Genomic DNA, 16845 nt, shown 5'->3' with positions numbered 1-16845 from the left:
TGATCTTGTGTCATAGTCGAGATGATATAGTACGTAAAAAAATAATTGTGAAAGTTTCTGCCTACGGTAAGTAAAGGTTTAGTTGATATTTACTTTTTTTTACTACCTAATAATTAAATGTTTAATGTTTTCTTTACGCCTGATCCATTAGCGTTCATTTTGTAAGCTATCGATAGAAAGAAATTGATTTTTATTTAGTGAGGTGAATGTAATGATAAATGAAAACGTTTCCGCAAAGGATGAGCTACATTCTTTTTTTTATCCGCAATCAGTAGCCGTGTTAGGTGCATCTGAAAACCCGAAGAAGCTTGGCAATATCCAGGTGAAGGCATTATTAGATGGGGGCTTTCAAGGAGATATTTTTCCTATTCATCCTACTTCAAATGCAATTCATGGAGTGAAGTGCTACTCATCCTTACAAGCGGTTTCACATGCAGTTGATTTAGTCATCTTTTGTTTAAGTGCTCACCAGATTCAGCAAGGGCTAGAGCAATGTGTAGAAAAGAAAGTGAAGGCAGCGATTATTTTTGCTTCAGGATTTTCTGAAACTGGAGAGTCGGGAGAAAAACAACAAAAACAAATAGCGGATTATGCAAAAAAGCATGGTCTCCGTTTACTTGGTCCAAATTGTGTCGGCCTTGTTAATACGCTGAATGGTCTGGTCGGTACATTTTCTCCTGCTGTTATGAGCTATCCTCTTAGTGAACAACGCGCAGTTGGGTATGTATCGCAAAGCGGCGCCTTTGGTGTGCTTACGTATATGGCTGCTGCCCAACATGGATTAACGTTCAATTATTTTGTGAGTGTTGGAAATGAAATGGATACCAGTTTTGAAGATGTAGTTGAGTATATGGTTCATGAAAAGCAAACGAAAGTGATCAGCGGTTATTTGGAAGGTGCGAAAAAACCTAAAAAATTAAGGGGATTGGCATACGAGGCGCTTGAAAAAGGGAAACCGATTATCGTTATGAAGGCAGGGCGAGGAACTGCAGGAAAAAGAGCAGCCGCTTCTCATACGGGTTCATTAGCCGGCTCGAACGATATTTATGACGCATTTTTTAAACAAACTGGCATGATTAGAGCCAATGATTATGATGAAATTATTTCATTCTCGAAATTATTCTTATCTGGCAAACTGCCAACAGGGAGAAATACCGTAATTATTACAAGCTCGGGTGGCAGAGGGATTAACGAAGCCGATCGTTGTGAAGCTAATGGCTTGTTGATTCCAAAATTAAATGAGGAAACTCAACGGAAAATCAAACAAGTGATTCCTTCCTTTGCTAGTGCAGCCAACCCAATTGATCTAACTGCAGCGGCTTCTGTATCGGCACCAGAGCTATTTACTGCGCCATTAAAAGCCTTAATGGAGGATCCGGATGTAGACAATATCATTCTTACAGAGTTCCCCTTATTTTGGGATGAAGAGACGAAGGAATTACAAGAATTTGTTGAGATGTGTAAAAACACGAATAAATTTGTGTTTGTAAGTACATTTCCGTTAGAAGGAATGAGTATACCTAAAGGGCAACAATATATGGTCGACCATGGTGTTCCAGTGATACCGGGTAACTTACAAGCGATATCTGCGCTCGCAAAGTTAGTCGAATATAGCGAAAAATATCGTGCGTATCAAAAAGAGAGTGTTCGAGAACGGGCATCTATTCAGAAGAAAGAGAACGTAGCGTATTTACTGCAAGAGAATCAAATTTTAAGCGAATGGGATGCAAGCAAAGTGCTACAGGCTTACGAAATTCCCACTACAAAAAAGAGCTTAGCAACTACCGTGGATGAAGCGGTTCAGCAAGCGAACAGTATTGGTTATCCTGTTGTATTAAAAATTGATTCAAAAGACATTTTGCATAAAACAGAAGCAGGTGGTATACGTCTTTCCTTGCAAAATGCAGAGCAAGTAAAGCAAGCATTCGATGACATTCTTCTGTCCGCTCACAAATATCATCCTGATGCCCACATTAATGGGGTGATGGTGCAGGAAATGGTGGCAAAGGGGACGGAAGTTATCGTTGGTGTGACGAGAGATGCCAGCTTTGGACCGGTGATTATGTTTGGTTTAGGCGGCATTTTTGTTGAAGTGTTCAAAGATATTGCTTTCCGGGTTGCACCGATCACAAGACAAGATGCGCTTGAAATGATAAATGAGATTAAAGGAAAAGCCATTTTCGACGGTGTACGAGGTGAAGAAGCGCTTGATGTAGAGGGCATTGTCGACATCTTACTGCGTGTATCCTCACTTGTACAAGATTATGACATTGAAGAGCTAGATTTAAATCCAATCATTGTGACTGAAAAGTGCGCAAAAGCGGTAGATGCACTAATTGTAACAAGCGCTGCACAAACAGAAAATATGCTCGCTAGGAGGTAGTGGTATCGATGCTCGATCAGACAATTATCGGTAAGACTGGGTCAACGTTCATGTTTGAAGTGGATAAAAGACATGTTAAACAATTTGCTCAAGCTATAGGTGATGACAATCCATTATATACGGAACCAACTTATGCTAATCAGAGTCCCTATAATGGGCTGATTGCGCCACCTACTTTTCCGGTGGTAGCAGGGGTAGAGGGTGAAGGAATAGAGCTAGATTTAGATAAAAAGAGAATGCTTCATGGTGAGCAGTCCTTTATTTATCATCGCCCACTAAAAGTAGGCGAGTCTCTTACTTGCCAAATAAAAGTAGCAGACCTTTATGAAAAAGAAGGAAAAAAAGGAAAGATGCAATTTATTATTCTGGATACCGAAATGAGAGACACAGAGGGGGATTTAGTGGTTACAAGTCGCATGAATATCATCTATACCCAGCCTCCAGTCCAGGCAGTATAACGATACGAGGAGGAATGACAATGCTAAGATTTGCCGATTTGGTAGACGGTCAAGAGTTAAAACCATTAGTGAAGCCTGCGGTATCGAAGGTTCAACTCGTCAAATACGCGGGAGCATCAGGAGATTACAACTTATTGCATACCGACGATGCTTTTGCTAGAAGTATGGGATTACCAGGAGCCATCGCACATGGCATGTTAGTCATGGGATTCTTAGGAGAATATATCCAACAATTAGCTGGTGTGACTGCGAGAGTAGCGAAGTTTAACATGCGTTTTGGAGCGATGACTAAACCGGGGGATGAGATTACTTGCGCAGCTACTGTAAAACGCGTATACGAGGACGAAGGAAAGAAATATGTGGAATTTGAGTTGCAAGCGGCTAAATCAATAAAAGAAATCGTTGGATCAGGTTCTGCATTGTTGGAATTCTTTGAATAAGGAGGAGTTGACGATGGAAAACATTAAAAACAAATATGCAATCGTCGGAGTTGGAGAAAGCGAACGTTCAAAAAAGTCGGGTACAACCCCGTTACATTTGGCGTTAGATGCAGCGCGAGCAGCTATTGCTGATGCTGGACTTGAGACAAAAGAGATTGATGGATTTATGAGTTACAGTGAAAACGATTCATGTACGGCACATCAATTATCTACCTATTTAGGCGTGAGACCGAAATATGTAAAAGATATTATGGGTGGCGGAAGCAGTACAGAAATGTTAATTGCTGACGCGATTGGTCTGATTGAAACAGGTCAAGTAAATACCGTCCTTATTTATCGATCTATGAATGGCAGATCAGGCGTAAGAATGGGCGGTGGTGGCTGGGATGTGAACATGCTGCAAAATGCGATGGATGGCGGTAGCTTTCTCATCCCATATGGAGCAGGTAGTCCTGGGCAATGGTTTGGCTTATTTGCCACACGTCATATGCATGAAACAGGGTTAACGAAGGAGCATCTAGGTCATGTTTGTGTGAGTTTTTATGAGCATGCACAAAGAAATCCGAAAGCCTTCTTTTATGGAAAGCCATTAACAATGAAAGCTTATCATGATACGCCTGATTTAAGCTTCCCATTTAATAAGCATGATTTCTGCTTAGAGTCAGACGAAGCAAATGCAATCATTGTTACATCCGCCAAACGAGCTGAACAATTACCGAAGCAGCCCGCTTATATTATGGGAATCGCCGCTAGACAATGTGTTTCACACGCACATTATTGGAACAATGTAGATGAAGTCGCTTCAGACTATGTTGCTAAGGATGTATACAAGAAGGCAGGGGTTACCGCAAAGGACCTCGATGTCGCATCTATTTATGACTGCTATAGTTGGGTTGTGTTGCGGCAGTTAGAGGCATATGAGATAGCGAAAAGAGGCGAAGTGGGAGACTTTGTTGCCGATGGACATCTCAAGATGGGTGGGAAGCTGCCGAGTAATACAGCTGGTGGCATGCTTTCAGAAGGATACACACATGGAATGAATAATGTGATTGAAATTGTGCGACAGATTCGTCACGACTATGAGGGATCAGACCGACAAGTGAAGGATTGTGAAGTTGGTTTATGTACGGGCTGGGCAGGTCCAGATATTGCTGGTGCGATGATATTAAGGAATTAGGAGGAATACGAATGAGCTATGAGAAACCGATACCGTTAAAAAATGAAGATAATGCCCCCTTTTGGGATGCGGCTGACCGCCATGAACTTTTTTTGCAAAAATGTCATACATGCCAACAGTTCGCCCATCCACCTGGACCGGCATGTGCAAAGTGTAGCAGCAGTGATCTGACATGGGAGAACTTAGGCACAAATATTAAAGGACGTGTGTATTCTTACGTCATTTCCCACCGCCCTTTCTTGCCAGGATTTCACAATGATACGCCACTTGTCATTGCCGTTATTGAATTGGCTGCCTATCCAGAAGTGAAAATGATCGGTAACATTTTGGATCATGCGATAGAAGACATCCATATCGGGATGGAAGTAGAAATGACGTGGCAGAAGATCAATGATGAGCGTGCCCTACCACAATGGGAATAGGATGGGAGGAGAGAAAAGATGGACTTTTCATTTTCAAAAAAAGAAGAAAAGTTTAGACATGAATTACGTACATGGCTCAAGGAAAACTTGCCAGAAGGGTGGTTGCATGGAGACAGAAAATTACCAGAAGATATGAATGAGTATTCTCGCTTCTTAAGAGATTGGCAGCGCAAGCTTTATGAAGGTAGCTGGGGGGCAATTGCTTGGCCAAAAGCGTACGGAGGAAGAGAAGCTAGTTTAATTGAAGAAATCATCTATCAACAAGAAATGGTTCGCGTTAGTGCACCGCCTCTAGTAAATTATGTCGGCATCCATATGGTTGCCCCTTTGCTTATGCAAATGGGAAGTGACGAACAGAAATCAGCTTATATTACTAAAATCATTTCTGGAGAAGAGGTTTGGTGCCAAGGATATTCTGAACCAAATGCGGGCTCAGACTTAACAGCTATTCAGACAACTGCAGTAAAAAAAGGTGATCGTTGGGTGATTAATGGGCAGAAGGTTTGGACGAGTTTTGGTCATTTAGCAGATCGCTGTTTCCTATTAGCGCGTACTTCAAAAGGGGAGAAGAAACATCATGGTATTACCGTTTTCCTTTTGGATATGCATCAAGAAGGTGTAGAGACTAGGCCTATTATCCAGATGGATGGGGAACATGACTTTAATGAAGTCTATTTAAATGATGCGATTGCTTATGATAGTGATATTGTTGGTGAGATCGATTGTGGCTGGCAAGTAATGATTGCTTTACTTATGCATGAACGTACGGGTATTGGTGGTCAAGTATTTACATTAGAGCAGCAATTTCAAGATTTAGTAACGATGGCTAAGGAATGGACGGAGGACGGGCAGCCTGTCATAAAAAAGGAAAGTGTAAGAAATGCATTAGTTGATTTATATGCAAAATCTAGGGGATCTTTGTTGAACTATTATCGTAATTTAACGAAAACATTGAAGAATGGTCAACCGGGCTCTGAGGGCTCTTTAGATAAACTGATAGTAAGTGAGGCGACACAAGAACTCTTTGCCTTATCCGTATCTATTCAAGGTCCACACGGGATTCTTTGGAAGCAGGATGCGGCAATTGGTGATTCGTATTGGCAGAAACAGTATCTTTATTCCTTTGGTATGACAATTGGCGGGGGAACAAGTGAGGTACAAAGAAATACTATTGCAGAAAGAATACTAGGACTACCTAAGGATCTAGGACGTTAACATTGTTGGAGGTGAAAAAGAATGGATTTCGCATTAAATAAAGAACAGGAATTATTCGGTAGTTATGTAAGGAAGTATTTAACTGAGCAAGGTACAACCAATATTGCCCGTGCTTTTATTGATGGTGATGGACAAAGATTTAATCAAGCATTTCAAGGATTAGTTGAATTAGGCTATCCAAGTATCAATGTGTCAGAAGACTATGCGGGAATGGGCTTAGGTTTATTAGACATGGTATTACCACTTGAGGAGATGGGGAGAAGTGTCCTGCCGGGGCTGTTTTTGGAAACGAATAGTTTCTCTGTACCACTTATCGAAAAATATGGTACAGAGAAACAAAAGCAAAAGTATCTACCTGCAATTGCCGATGGTTCCCTGCAGATTTCGGTTGCTTGGATAGAGCCAAAAGGAAGTTACAAGGCGTCGTCGATCCAAGTAAGTGGGGTAGAAAAAGGTGATGATTTTGTTCTTAACGGCGTAAAATCGTTAGTAGTAGATGTCGAACTAGCTGATACTTTTCTCGTTCCGATTCGAACCACTTCATCTAGCCATGAAGAGGGAATTTCACTTTTTCTAGTGGATAAGGCAATGATAAAAAACGTTACACAGCAGCAAAGTATTGATGAAACACGGAAGCTATCGCAAATTCACTTTGAAGATGTAATCGTTAATAAAGAGCAATTACTAGGAGAGCTAAACCAAGGTGATAACATTCTCGAAGAAGGACTGCTATCTTTTAATGCATCAATTTGCGCCATTATGGTGGGTTGTATGGCTGCGATTGTGGATATGGCAGCAGAATACGCAAAGATACGGGAACAATTCGGGCAACCGATTGGCCGTTTCCAAGCCATTAAACATGCGATTGCCAATATGAAAGTGGATTTAGAACTGTCAAGGTCACTATCCTATTATGCCAATTGGGCTTACGATACAGCAGCTGAAGATCGTCAGGAATCCATATTTGCGGCGCGTATTTTTATTCATAACGCCCTGCAAAAAGCAGCAGCAGCCAATGTACAAATACATGGCGGGATTGGATTTACTGAAGAATTAGATTGTCATTTATATGTGAAAAGAGCGCGCTATTATGAACACTATCTAGGTAGTAGAGAGAGCTATTATGAAAAGGCAGCAGCAGCTTTAGGATGGTAAAAGAAAAAAGGGGAGTGATTGTAATGCAGACCATAAATGAAATCGAACATTATTTAAATGTAATCAATGGAAAGCAATTGCCAGCTACTCAAGGAAAACAATTAACAAGTATAAACCCTGCAAATGGCAAGGTATGGGCGACAATCCCCTGTAGTACAGAAGAAGATATTGACTTAGCAATCAAGCATGCCAAACAGGCCGTCCCAGCTTGGTCGCAATTATCAGCAATGGAACGTGCAAAATATTTAAGAGAAATTGCGTTACAGGTTGAAAAGTATGGCGAAGAGTTAGCGATGTTAGAAACGAAGGATAATGGGTGGGTTTATCGGGAAACATTGCACGGTCTCATTCCATCATTAGTGAGTATTTGGTTAGACGCAGCAGGAGCGGCGTCACATGTCAATAAAGGTGAAACGGTCCAACTTGATGAGGAAACAATCGGGTACACGCTTAGGGAACCGTTAGGCATTGTTGTTGGTATTCTTCCATGGAATGCCCCATTATTTACCTTTACGATTAAAGCGGCGTATGCCCTTGCAGCAGGCAATGCCGTGATTATCAAACCTTCCGAGCATGCGAGTGTATCGAGCTTAAAATATACAGAACTGCTTAATCAAATTCTTCCTCCGGGAATATTAAACGTCATCTCAGGAGATGGTTCTACAGGTTCGTACTTGGTCGGTCATAGAGATGTTGATCGGGTGACGTTAACGGGATCAGGTCAAACTGCTCGTGCGATTACAAAGAAGCTGGCACAATCGCCAAAGCCTGTCACTTTTGAACTTGGAGGGAAATCCCCCAATATTGTGTTCGCTGATGCGGATGTAAAGAAAGCGGCAGAAGGCGTCACATTAAATGGTATTTTCACGGGGAATGCTGGACAAATTTGTGTCGGCGGCTCTCGCATTCTTGTACAAAAAGACATCTTACCCGATTTTCTTCCTTTAATGAAAAAGTCCATTGAAGAGTCAATTCATTTTGGTGATCCTATGAATCTAGCGACATCGATGGGACCAATTGCGAACAATGTCCAATATAAAAAGGTTTGCGACTTTATTGAATTAGGAAAGCAGGAGGGGGGAGAAGTCATCTTTGGAGGAAATTACGGTGGGGAGAGCTTCTTTGACGATCAAGCAGATCTTCAAAAAGGATACTGGGTGGAACCAACGCTGCTACTAGTGAAGGATTCTTCTCTACGAATCTGTCAGGAAGAGGTTTTTGGTCCGGTGGCGGTCGTCTTGCCATTCGATAATGAAGAAGATGCCCTGCGTTTTGCCAATGATACAAGCTTTGGCCTCGGAGCGGGCATATGGACAAACAATTTAGGGAGAGCCCATCGTATGATGAAGAAAATTGATAGTGGAAATGTTTGGGTCAACACGTATCGAAGAGTAGGACCAGAATTACCGTTTGGTGGATTTAAGGAGAGTGGATTTGGTAAAGATTCCTTATTAGAGAACACCCGTGAAAAGGCGTGCGTGATCCATATCGGGTAATTAAGGAGGGAATGGAGTGGAGGAAAAGTCTGTTAATCGTTCGTTTCATATTCTTTGCATCGGCATTTTACTTGTCGTGTTTGCAGAGGCAACACACATCCCAGCTTATCCAAAAATGCTCGAACATTTCGATTTAACTGCAGGCTATTCTGTCTATATGCAGCTAGGGTTTGCTTTAGGATTAACAGGCTTTCAACCGATGATGGGCTGGTTGTCTGATTCGTTTGGCCAAAAAATAGTCATATTGATCGGTTCTGGATTACTAACAATCGGTTCGATTATGGTGGCCATTGCTCCATCTTTTTGGTTGTTGGTGTTCGGTTTATTTTTAAAAGGCTTCGCCGGAGCGGCTGTGATTCCTGCCGGCGTGAACTTTGTCGGTACCGTATATACCGATAGTATGCGTGGTAAAATGATGGGTGTGTATGGATTTTATACGGTTGTAGGTGGTCTCATTGGTCCTATATTAAGTGGGGTTCTCGTGGATCGCATCGGTTGGTCGTCTATCTTTTGGCTCTGCTCAGTCTTTGGTATTATTGCTTTCCTGCTGTTTACTTTTGGCGTACCTTCTGTACAAAGAAGCAAGAAGAGCACAATTGATTGGTTAGGCGTAATATTTGTCTTTCTTCTTTTAGCAGGTCTACTTACGATTCCAACATTTATCAATCAGTATGGTGTGACATCATGGATGTGGTCACCAGCATTAGTAGTTGCTGTTGTTTCATTCATCTTTTTAATTATCGTTGAAAAGAGGACTAAGCAACCGTTACTGGATATTGACTATGCAAAGACACGTCATTTTTGGGTTCCATCTATCATTGCTATTATCATGTACATGTCTTTTAGTAGTGTGATGTATTTATTAACGTTCTTCGTGCAAAGTGTTCAAGGCCATTCGTCTACGGTGGTAGGGTTATTGCAATTTCCATTATTCCTAACTATGGCTATATGCAACCTCATTAGTGGGCGTTTAATGAGTAAAACCCAACCAGTGCATTTAATTCTCTGCAGTATTTTCTTGCTGAATGGTGGGGTTAGCATGTTGATTTTTGCTAATGAGGATACCTCTTTTGTCTATTTATTTATTTCTATGAGTCTTATAGGTTCTGCAATTGGGACAGTAGGACCAATCGTAAAAGCACTCGTTGTCTCTCGGGCACCTGTTACAAGGGTTGGCGTGGTCTCCTTTACTTATTTAACGATAGAAAATGTCGCTTCTCGTGTAGGGGCATCGTTTGCTTTAGTTACTTTCGCAATCTTTGCTGCTGGAGGAAATGGCGCGAAAGGATTATCATCAACCGCAGTTTTACTGACAATCTTTACGACTTTGAGTCTTTTTTTCATCTTTCTCATGCCTAAAGGGGAAGAAAAAGAAGCCCCCGCATCTGTTTCTCAAAAACAAACGATAGAAAAATAGATAGATTTAGCATTGTTGCACTTCCTAATGGGAGTGTTTTTTTGTCTAAGATTATGGACGATGTTAAGAAATAGTCATCCTTTAAATAGTAATAAATGAAATTATTAATAAGGTTGGGTTACTACCATGTACAATGCTTAAATTTACTTCTTGTTTATTTTTCTTTTCATGAGGAAAAAAACAACCGGAATACTAAAAGGAATAAGCGAAAGTACCAAAAGTGAGGCAACAAGATGTTGTTCTACAATGGGCATTTGCCCCAATAAGAGCCCTGTTAGTAACCAAAAAAACACCCAGAGGAATCCGCCAAGGGCATTATGTCTAAAGAAAGATCGATAGGAATAATTCATTATTGCACTTGCTAACGGGACAGTTGTACGCATAAGTGGAATAAATCTAGCGGTGATAATAGATATTTTACCGTAACGGGTCATAAATTGCTCAGCCCGTTGGAGTTGTGTTTCTTTTAATAAAATTGGCTTTAATCTTTTACTATTCCAGCCTTTGATTAATCTTCCAATAGAGAAGTTTTGGTTATCTCCACAGATGGTAGCAAGAAAGAAAACAATGGCTAGTGTTTCGATATTCAAGCTACCCACTGCTGCAAGAGCACCACTAGCAAATACAAGTGAGTCCCCTGGAATAAATGTAAGTACCACGAAGGCAGTTTTTAAATAAACAAGCAAAAATAACAGTACATATATATATAATCCATAAGAAGTAAGGAACTCCCCCAGTTGTTTATCAAACGTGCTCATCGTGTAAAAGAATGTTCCCATTATACCCGCCCCTGATAGTAGACTCATTAGAGGCATCATATTCATCCAAGGTGAAGAAAGAAATAAGGAATTCGCCCTTTTTTGTTATATAGAAAAAGAGTCATATGTGTTCCTTAACGGTGACACATAATGACTCTTTCAATTATTCTGCCGTGCTTTCAACAAACTCCTTCTCACGCCATATATATGTTATCCCTAAGCCCAGTAGCATGACTACACCTGCAAATAGGTAAGGATAATGGATATTTACATCGAATAGAATGCCTGCAACTGCTGGTCCGGCAATGTTACCGAGACTTGTGTAAGTTGAGTTCATTCCAGCGACAAAGCCTTGTTCTTTCCCCGCTGATCGGGAAAGGAAAGTGGTAAGTGCCGGACGTAGTAAATCAAATGCTAAGAAGATGAAGGCCGTCACTAATAGTACCATCCAAAATCCAGATATGACTGTTGAGGCAAATGCTAAGACAACACCCATGATTAAACAGGCCTGAATCACTTTTTTCTCTCCGAGTTTCTCGACCATTTTTCCGAATAAGAAAATTTGGACGATGACGCCGAATATCGAGCTGATGGTTATAATAATCGCAATATCTTGCGGTGTAAAGCCAAATTTATGGTCTGAGAATAAGCTAAATACTGTTTCATAGGCAGATAGACCGAACGCTAGGATAAAGACGATGATAAACGCAATAAAGTATAACGGATTGAACGAGCGTTTAAAATCTGCGATAAAACTGCTTTTCGTTGCATTTTCAGAAAGCTCTTTCATCTGCTCTTTTGTTAGTGGTTCTTTTAATATAAAGATAGATAAAATACAGGCAAAGAAGGCAATACCCGCTGCAAAGAAGAAAGGCAGACGAATACCATACTCGGCGATAAAGCCACCGATTCCTGGGCCTATGATGAATCCAGTGCTAATAGCTGCTGACACGTAACCCATTGCCTTTGGTCGCTCTTTTAATGTAGTGATGTCGGCTACATAAGCTGTTACCCCAGGCATAATGAAAGCTGCACTGATTCCGCCTAAAATTCTTGATAGATATAAAGCATAAATATGAGTACCTAATCCAAAAACCAATTCACTGATAGCGAATAGAAATAACCCGATTGTAATGATTCTTTTTCGGCCAAATCGGTCAACGAATCTACCTGCAAATGGGGAAGTAATCAATTGAGCGAAAGCAAAGACAGCGACTAAATAGCCCATTGTACTACCAGATAAATGCATAATATTCATAAATGAAGGCATGACCGGAATAATTAGTCCAATGCCTAAAAAGGCAATGAAAATATTACTTAATAAAATAAGTAAGACAGCTTTTTGTTCTTTTAACGGTTTTTGTTCCATTTGAAACACCTCTTTTTTTCTCAACGTATCGAGATGCCTCTCCAGAATACTTTCCATGAGGCTTCTAGTTTTTCTTGTAATCGTTTTGTATCACTCATATAGACAAGCTCAAGCATGATGCTATCGACAACACCAAAGAATGCGAGTGTAGGTATGCGTGGATGTTCTACATGCAATAGCCCTTCATTTATCCATTGCTGAAATTTTTCCTGTAATAAGGCTTGCGTTTTTTCTTCTATATCAATGACTTCAAGGTCAACCTCTTTTTGTAGATGAGCTGGTGGGAAGAATGACATTCTTAGCCAGAACTTCAATTGCTCATTTTGTTGAAAGAGATCTACAATTAGTTGTAAAAATCCATATAAATCTTTTTCTGGTTGCGAGCTTCGTATGTTGCTAAAATATTGTAATTTGCTTAGTAGTTCAGTTTCTTTGGCATCATGTAACACTTGAAGAAATAAATCATCTTTACCGCGAAAATGCGCATATAATGACTGTTTCTTCATGCCCACTTCTTCTGCTATTTGGGAAAGGGAAGCACCTTCATATCCATGAATCGTAAAATATTTCAAAGCTGCTTCCTTTATATCATCACTTTTCATTTCACTCACCCCTGATTAACGAACGTTCGTAAGTTATCTTATCAGAGGGTTTAAGTAAAAGCAATAAAAATTAGTTGGCAAATTTCAGCAATATCAGTAGCTATAATAAGTGAAATTACATTACTTAGAATCTGTAGATGATGTGATAGAAACCATTAGATATACACGGGGTTTGATATGTTAAAATAAACTCTTAAAGGATGGATAGGTGCGAGGGAGGTGGATAAGCATGTGTGAGTCTCTTCGGGAAGATATAAAAGAAAAGCTAGAAAGTGGTTATTACCACTGTGCGAAGGAGTTCACTTTATCAGTGATAAGTGGCAAGTACAAAGTTGTTATCCTTTGGCATTTAGGTATAGAAGGTCCTTACCGTTTTAATGGCCTACAAAAGCTTTTTGATGGTGTATCGCATAAAACGCTATCTAATCAATTAAAAGAGTTAGTAGAAGATGGGATAATCAGTAGAAAAGTGTATCCAGAGATGCCGCCGAAAGTGGAGTATTCTATGACGGAATTAGGTTATTCGCTATTACCTATTATTGAAATGATGTATGAATGGGGTACGAACCGCATCCAACAGCTACAAGAAGAAGGCATATTAAAAACCAGCTTTGAGGAGAAGTAATCCTAAGCTGGTTTTTAATGTTAGTTATGCTTTGGCCTTATTAGTTATTTAATAATAATCTTAATGCTTCACGATTAAAAGCGGGTAAGTCATCTGGTGTACGACTTGTTACAAGTTGCTGATCAACAACTACTTCTTCATCGACAAATTGAGCCCCAGCATTAATTAAGTCTTTACGTACAGAAATGAAGCTCGTCACCCTTTTTCCTTCTAATAAATCTGTATCAATTAAAAATTGAGGTCCATGGCAAATAGCGAATACCGGTTTGCCTTCTGCGATAAAATGTTTGGCAAAACTGGCGTGGTCAGGATTAATTCTTAATAAATCCGGAGAAAACCCTCCAGGAATAAGCAAAGCGTCAAAGTCTTCTGGACTAACTTCATCAAGCCCTTTATCCACAGTGAAATTTTGACCATTTTTTCCTCTGATTTCTTTTCCTGCTTCAGCATTTACAATGGAAACCGTGTGGCCAGCTTCTCTCATTTTCTCAGCGGGATCAGTGAATTCAATTTCTTCCACCATATCTGTTACAAGTGCGGCAATTTTTTTACCCATTCCATATCACTCCTTCTTTGTCATCTATTCTTATCGTAAATGGTTAAACAACAAATGTGAAGAACGCACTTTCGTTACACATAGTTACATTAAAGTAACTATAAAATATCAGAATATACACTTGATTTGCATATATTAAAATAATGATTGACATAGATTTGACTCATATGATAGATTTATTTTATCACTCTAATATATTAGCATACTAAAGTATTTATTATAAATTGGGGGCTTAATCATGGGAAAAAAATTTACGCTTTTTGTTTTATCACTTTTAGTAGTCGGGTTTTTAGCTGCTTGCGGCTCAACAACATCTAGTGAGGAAAACGGTTCAGAAGAAGGAAAGGAAATCGTTATCGGAATAGATGATAAGTTTGCACCAATGGGGTTCAGAGATGAAAATAATGAGATTGTCGGTTTTGACATTGATTTAGCAAAAGCGGCAGTAGAAAAAATGGGTGCAACCTCTGTCTTTCAACCGATTGATTGGAAAACAAAGGAGTCTGAATTAAGTAGTGGTCGTATCGACCTCATATGGAATGGTTATACGATTACAGATGAAAGAAAAGAGAAGGTCTTATTTACTAAGCCATATTTAAGTAATGCACAAGTGGTTGTGACACAGGCAGATTCTAATATTCAAACGATTAATGATTTAGAAGGAAAAGTAGTAGGTTTACAATCATTATCATCGGCTGCTGATGCCTTAAGTGGAAATGAAATTAGTGAAAAAGTAAAAGAGGTTACAGAGTTCTCTGATAATGTGTTAGCATTAGCGGACTTGAGAAATGGTCGCGTCGAAGCAGTAGTCATTGATGAAATCGTCATTGATTATTATATGACAAAAGAAAATGAAAACTTTAAAGTTCTTGAGGAATCACTGGCGCCAGAAGAGTATGGTATTGGTGTAAAAAAAGGAAACGATGAATTGCTAGCAGATTTACAAACAGCATTAGATGAATTGATTGCTGATGGTACAGCGGCAGATATTTCCGAGAAATGGTTTGGTGAAGATTTATTATTGAAGTAAATGAATAACAGCAGGTTTTCCTAATTGGAGGAAACCCTGTTTTGTTTTTGGAGGATGAACGATGTCACTTGATTATATTATGACGTTACTTAAGCCTATGCTAGAAGGCGCGCAAATTACAGTGTTACTCTTTATCATTGCCATTATTGCCTCAATTCCACTTGGATTTTTATTAACACTAGCAGCTCGTAGTAAGATAAAGCCTTTATCTTGGTTTGCCCATACGTATATTTATGTGATGCGGGGAACACCATTACTACTACAATTATTATTTATTTGTTTCGGGTTACCAATGCTTCCAGTCGTAGGTGAATATTTAGTCCTTGATCGGTTTGTTGCCGCATCTTTAGGGTTCATCTTGAATTATGCTGCTTATTTTGCTGAGATATTTCGCGGGGGCCTAATTTCAGTAGATAAGGGTCAATATGAAGCTGCGCATGTACTAGGGTTAAATCGTTGGCAAACAATGACACGTATCATCATTCCTCAAATGATCCGAGTAGCATTACCAGCGATTGCGAATGAATCAATTACGTTAGTAAAGGATACAGCGTTATTATATGCAGTCGCTGTTCCGGAACTTTTACACTTTGCTCAAACGGCAGTCAATCGTGATTTTACTATCATGCCATTCTTCTTAGCGGGCATCATTTATCTATTGATGACACTTGTACTCTCGTTTATTTTTAAATGGATTGAAAGAAGATTTAGATACGCATAGGAAGGAGCGCTTAGTATGACAGTTATTTCTGTGGTTGATTTAAAAAAGTCATTCGGTAAAACAGAAGTATTAAAAGGAATCAACCTTAATATTAAGAAAAATGAAGTTGTGTCAATTATCGGTCCTTCAGGTTCAGGAAAAAGTACGCTACTTCGCAGTATGATTAAATTAGAAGAAATCAACAGCGGTTCTATCATGATTGATGGGGAGGCATTAGTCGAAGATGGAAAGTATGCTAAACCTCAAAATGTGAAAAATATGATCGCAAAAATGGGTATGGTGTTTCAACACTTTAATTTATTCCCACATTTAACCGTCCGAGAGAACTTAGAAATCGCACCGAAAATGGCTAAAATGGGGACAAAAGCGGAAATCAGACAACGAAGCGAGACTTTATTAGCTAAGGTAGGATTAAGCGAATGGATGGATGCCTTTCCTGGTAATTTATCCGGTGGGCAAAAGCAACGGGTGGCCATTGCAAGAGCTTTAATGATGGAACCAGAAATTCTGTTGTTCGATGAACCAACCTCAGCATTGGACCCTGAGCTAACCGTTGAAGTATTACAAGTAATGAAAGATTTAGCGAAAGAAAAAATGACGATGATCGTCGTTACCCATGAAATGGGCTTCGCCAAAGAAGTCTCAACAAAAACCATATTTATGGATCAAGGTGAAGTCGTTGAAGAAGGTAAGCCAGATCAATTATTTACTTCACCTCAACATGAGAGAACAAAAGCGTTTCTAAAGAGAAATCTGAAATAAAGTGTAACACCCTCTATCTAATAGGTAGAGGGTGTTACTGTGCTGCCTTAAACGATTCAGAAGGGGAGCAAGAATAAAAGAAGTTTCCTTCGAACCAATGTTAAACGAGACAGAATAAGTAAAGAGTTAGCAGGCTGTCCCGATTTGAAACTAATTAGACCAGGTCCACTAAGAAACTAAGGAAATTTCCATTTTTAGGAAACGAATAAAAAAAAGTCAAGTGCTTCGCAAAAAAAGAAACCTGTTTTACCGAAACAAA

The 16845-nt window shown here is 39.7% G+C and carries 17 protein-coding genes; 13 read left to right on the top strand and 4 right to left on the bottom strand.

Features of this window, described 5'->3' with window-relative positions; all coding sequences use genetic code 11:
- Positions 1-211 precede the first annotated feature (211 nt).
- Genes MKX67_RS19875 through MKX67_RS19835 form a run of 9 tightly spaced genes read left to right on the top strand, consistent with a single transcriptional unit; the run spans position 212 to position 10163 of the window.
- Positions 212-2383: an acetate--CoA ligase family protein gene (locus MKX67_RS19875; RefSeq protein WP_095371923.1), complete on the top strand. Its 2172-nt coding sequence runs from the start codon at positions 212-214 to the stop codon at positions 2381-2383.
- 8 nt (positions 2384-2391) lie between these two features.
- Positions 2392-2841: a MaoC family dehydratase N-terminal domain-containing protein gene (locus tag MKX67_RS19870; protein ID WP_095371924.1), complete on the top strand. Its 450-nt coding sequence runs from the start codon at positions 2392-2394 to the stop codon at positions 2839-2841.
- A gap of 20 nt (positions 2842-2861) precedes the next feature.
- Positions 2862-3281 carry a MaoC/PaaZ C-terminal domain-containing protein gene (locus MKX67_RS19865; RefSeq protein ID WP_307317766.1) on the top strand — a complete coding sequence of 140 codons (420 nt, stop codon included), beginning with the start codon at positions 2862-2864 and terminating at the stop codon, positions 3279-3281.
- Positions 3282-3294: 13 nt separating this feature from the next.
- Positions 3295-4458 carry a thiolase gene (locus MKX67_RS19860; RefSeq protein ID WP_322910460.1) on the top strand — a complete coding sequence of 388 codons (1164 nt, stop codon included), beginning with the start codon at positions 3295-3297 and terminating at the stop codon, positions 4456-4458.
- Positions 4459-4469: 11 nt separating this feature from the next.
- The gene (locus tag MKX67_RS19855) at positions 4470-4880 is read left to right on the top strand and encodes an OB-fold domain-containing protein (RefSeq protein ID WP_095371927.1); all 411 of its coding nucleotides are present in this window, start codon (positions 4470-4472) and stop codon (positions 4878-4880) included.
- Positions 4881-4898: 18 nt separating this feature from the next.
- Positions 4899-6095: an acyl-CoA dehydrogenase family protein gene (locus tag MKX67_RS19850; protein WP_322910461.1), complete on the top strand. Its 1197-nt coding sequence runs from the start codon at positions 4899-4901 to the stop codon at positions 6093-6095.
- A 21-nt stretch (positions 6096-6116) separates the two neighbouring features.
- Positions 6117-7250 carry an acyl-CoA dehydrogenase family protein gene (locus MKX67_RS19845; RefSeq protein WP_342488649.1) on the top strand — a complete coding sequence of 378 codons (1134 nt, stop codon included), beginning with the start codon at positions 6117-6119 and terminating at the stop codon, positions 7248-7250.
- Positions 7251-7273: 23 nt separating this feature from the next.
- Entirely contained in the window at positions 7274-8746 is a 1473-nt protein-coding gene (locus tag MKX67_RS19840) for an aldehyde dehydrogenase family protein (RefSeq protein ID WP_342488648.1), read from the top strand.
- 16 nt (positions 8747-8762) lie between these two features.
- Positions 8763-10163, top strand: a complete 1401-nt coding sequence (locus tag MKX67_RS19835) for an MFS transporter (protein ID WP_251162065.1) — start codon at positions 8763-8765, stop codon at positions 10161-10163.
- 143 nt (positions 10164-10306) lie between these two features.
- Here the strand turns inward: MKX67_RS19835 and MKX67_RS19830 are convergent, their stop codons facing one another.
- The 3 genes from MKX67_RS19830 to MKX67_RS19820 form a co-directional block, all read right to left on the bottom strand.
- Entirely contained in the window at positions 10307-10942 is a 636-nt protein-coding gene (locus MKX67_RS19830) for a VTT domain-containing protein (RefSeq protein ID WP_342488646.1), read from the bottom strand.
- A 142-nt stretch (positions 10943-11084) separates the two neighbouring features.
- Positions 11085-12290 (bottom strand): MFS transporter, encoded by a 1206-nt coding sequence (locus MKX67_RS19825; protein ID WP_342488644.1) that lies wholly within the window; start codon positions 12288-12290, stop codon positions 11085-11087.
- Between the two features lie 20 nt (positions 12291-12310).
- Complete coding sequence (locus MKX67_RS19820; RefSeq protein WP_341105835.1) at positions 12311-12892, bottom strand: TetR/AcrR family transcriptional regulator; 582 nt, start codon at positions 12890-12892, stop codon at positions 12311-12313.
- A 229-nt stretch (positions 12893-13121) separates the two neighbouring features.
- Between MKX67_RS19820 and MKX67_RS19815 the strand changes: the two genes are divergently transcribed.
- Complete coding sequence (locus MKX67_RS19815; protein WP_095371935.1) at positions 13122-13517, top strand: helix-turn-helix domain-containing protein; 396 nt, start codon at positions 13122-13124, stop codon at positions 13515-13517.
- Positions 13518-13557: 40 nt separating this feature from the next.
- Here MKX67_RS19815 and MKX67_RS19810 read toward each other — a convergent pair whose 3' ends face one another.
- Positions 13558-14073 (bottom strand): type 1 glutamine amidotransferase domain-containing protein, encoded by a 516-nt coding sequence (locus tag MKX67_RS19810; protein WP_342488643.1) that lies wholly within the window; start codon positions 14071-14073, stop codon positions 13558-13560.
- A 238-nt stretch (positions 14074-14311) separates the two neighbouring features.
- On the opposite strand from MKX67_RS19810, the gene MKX67_RS19805 reads away from it, so the two are divergent.
- From MKX67_RS19805 to MKX67_RS19795, 3 genes are all read left to right on the top strand, one after another.
- Entirely contained in the window at positions 14312-15103 is a 792-nt protein-coding gene (locus tag MKX67_RS19805) for an amino acid ABC transporter substrate-binding protein (protein WP_342488642.1), read from the top strand.
- 61 nt (positions 15104-15164) lie between these two features.
- Complete coding sequence (locus MKX67_RS19800; protein WP_095371938.1) at positions 15165-15824, top strand: amino acid ABC transporter permease; 660 nt, start codon at positions 15165-15167, stop codon at positions 15822-15824.
- Between the two features lie 15 nt (positions 15825-15839).
- Entirely contained in the window at positions 15840-16586 is a 747-nt protein-coding gene (locus tag MKX67_RS19795; protein WP_342488640.1) for an amino acid ABC transporter ATP-binding protein, read from the top strand.
- Positions 16587-16845: the final 259 nt, after the last annotated feature.

It is taken from the genome of Cytobacillus sp. FSL W7-1323 (assembly GCF_038595015.1).
Lineage (GTDB): Bacteria > Bacillota > Bacilli > Bacillales > Cytobacillaceae > Cytobacillus > Cytobacillus kochii.
Note: the sequence above shows the minus strand (reverse complement) of the source record. Positions and strands in the feature narration are given on the sequence as shown.

What these genes read in the sequence shown, in the direction of transcription:
- MKX67_RS19875 (WP_095371923.1), top strand. Translation starts at nt 212, where the DNA reads ATGATAAATGAAAACGTTTCCGCAAAGGATGAGCTACATTCTTTTTTT.
- MKX67_RS19870 (WP_095371924.1), top strand. Translation starts at nt 2,392, where the DNA reads ATGCTCGATCAGACAATTATCGGTAAGACTGGGTCAACGTTCATGTTT.
- MKX67_RS19805 (WP_342488642.1), top strand. Translation starts at nt 14,312, where the DNA reads ATGGGAAAAAAATTTACGCTTTTTGTTTTATCACTTTTAGTAGTCGGG.
- MKX67_RS19825 (WP_342488644.1), bottom strand. Translation starts at nt 12,290, where the DNA reads ATGGAACAAAAACCGTTAAAAGAACAAAAAGCTGTCTTACTTATTTTA.
- MKX67_RS19850 (WP_322910461.1), top strand. Translation starts at nt 4,899, where the DNA reads ATGGACTTTTCATTTTCAAAAAAAGAAGAAAAGTTTAGACATGAATTA.
- MKX67_RS19820 (WP_341105835.1), bottom strand. Translation starts at nt 12,892, where the DNA reads ATGAAAAGTGATGATATAAAGGAAGCAGCTTTGAAATATTTTACGATT.
- MKX67_RS19840 (WP_342488648.1), top strand. Translation starts at nt 7,274, where the DNA reads ATGCAGACCATAAATGAAATCGAACATTATTTAAATGTAATCAATGGA.
- MKX67_RS19810 (WP_342488643.1), bottom strand. Translation starts at nt 14,073, where the DNA reads ATGGGTAAAAAAATTGCCGCACTTGTAACAGATATGGTGGAAGAAATT.
- MKX67_RS19830 (WP_342488646.1), bottom strand. Translation starts at nt 10,942, where the DNA reads ATGGGAACATTCTTTTACACGATGAGCACGTTTGATAAACAACTGGGG.
- MKX67_RS19815 (WP_095371935.1), top strand. Translation starts at nt 13,122, where the DNA reads ATGTGTGAGTCTCTTCGGGAAGATATAAAAGAAAAGCTAGAAAGTGGT.
- MKX67_RS19855 (WP_095371927.1), top strand. Translation starts at nt 4,470, where the DNA reads ATGAGCTATGAGAAACCGATACCGTTAAAAAATGAAGATAATGCCCCC.
- MKX67_RS19860 (WP_322910460.1), top strand. Translation starts at nt 3,295, where the DNA reads ATGGAAAACATTAAAAACAAATATGCAATCGTCGGAGTTGGAGAAAGC.
- MKX67_RS19795 (WP_342488640.1), top strand. Translation starts at nt 15,840, where the DNA reads ATGACAGTTATTTCTGTGGTTGATTTAAAAAAGTCATTCGGTAAAACA.
- MKX67_RS19800 (WP_095371938.1), top strand. Translation starts at nt 15,165, where the DNA reads ATGTCACTTGATTATATTATGACGTTACTTAAGCCTATGCTAGAAGGC.
- MKX67_RS19845 (WP_342488649.1), top strand. Translation starts at nt 6,117, where the DNA reads ATGGATTTCGCATTAAATAAAGAACAGGAATTATTCGGTAGTTATGTA.
- MKX67_RS19865 (WP_307317766.1), top strand. Translation starts at nt 2,862, where the DNA reads ATGCTAAGATTTGCCGATTTGGTAGACGGTCAAGAGTTAAAACCATTA.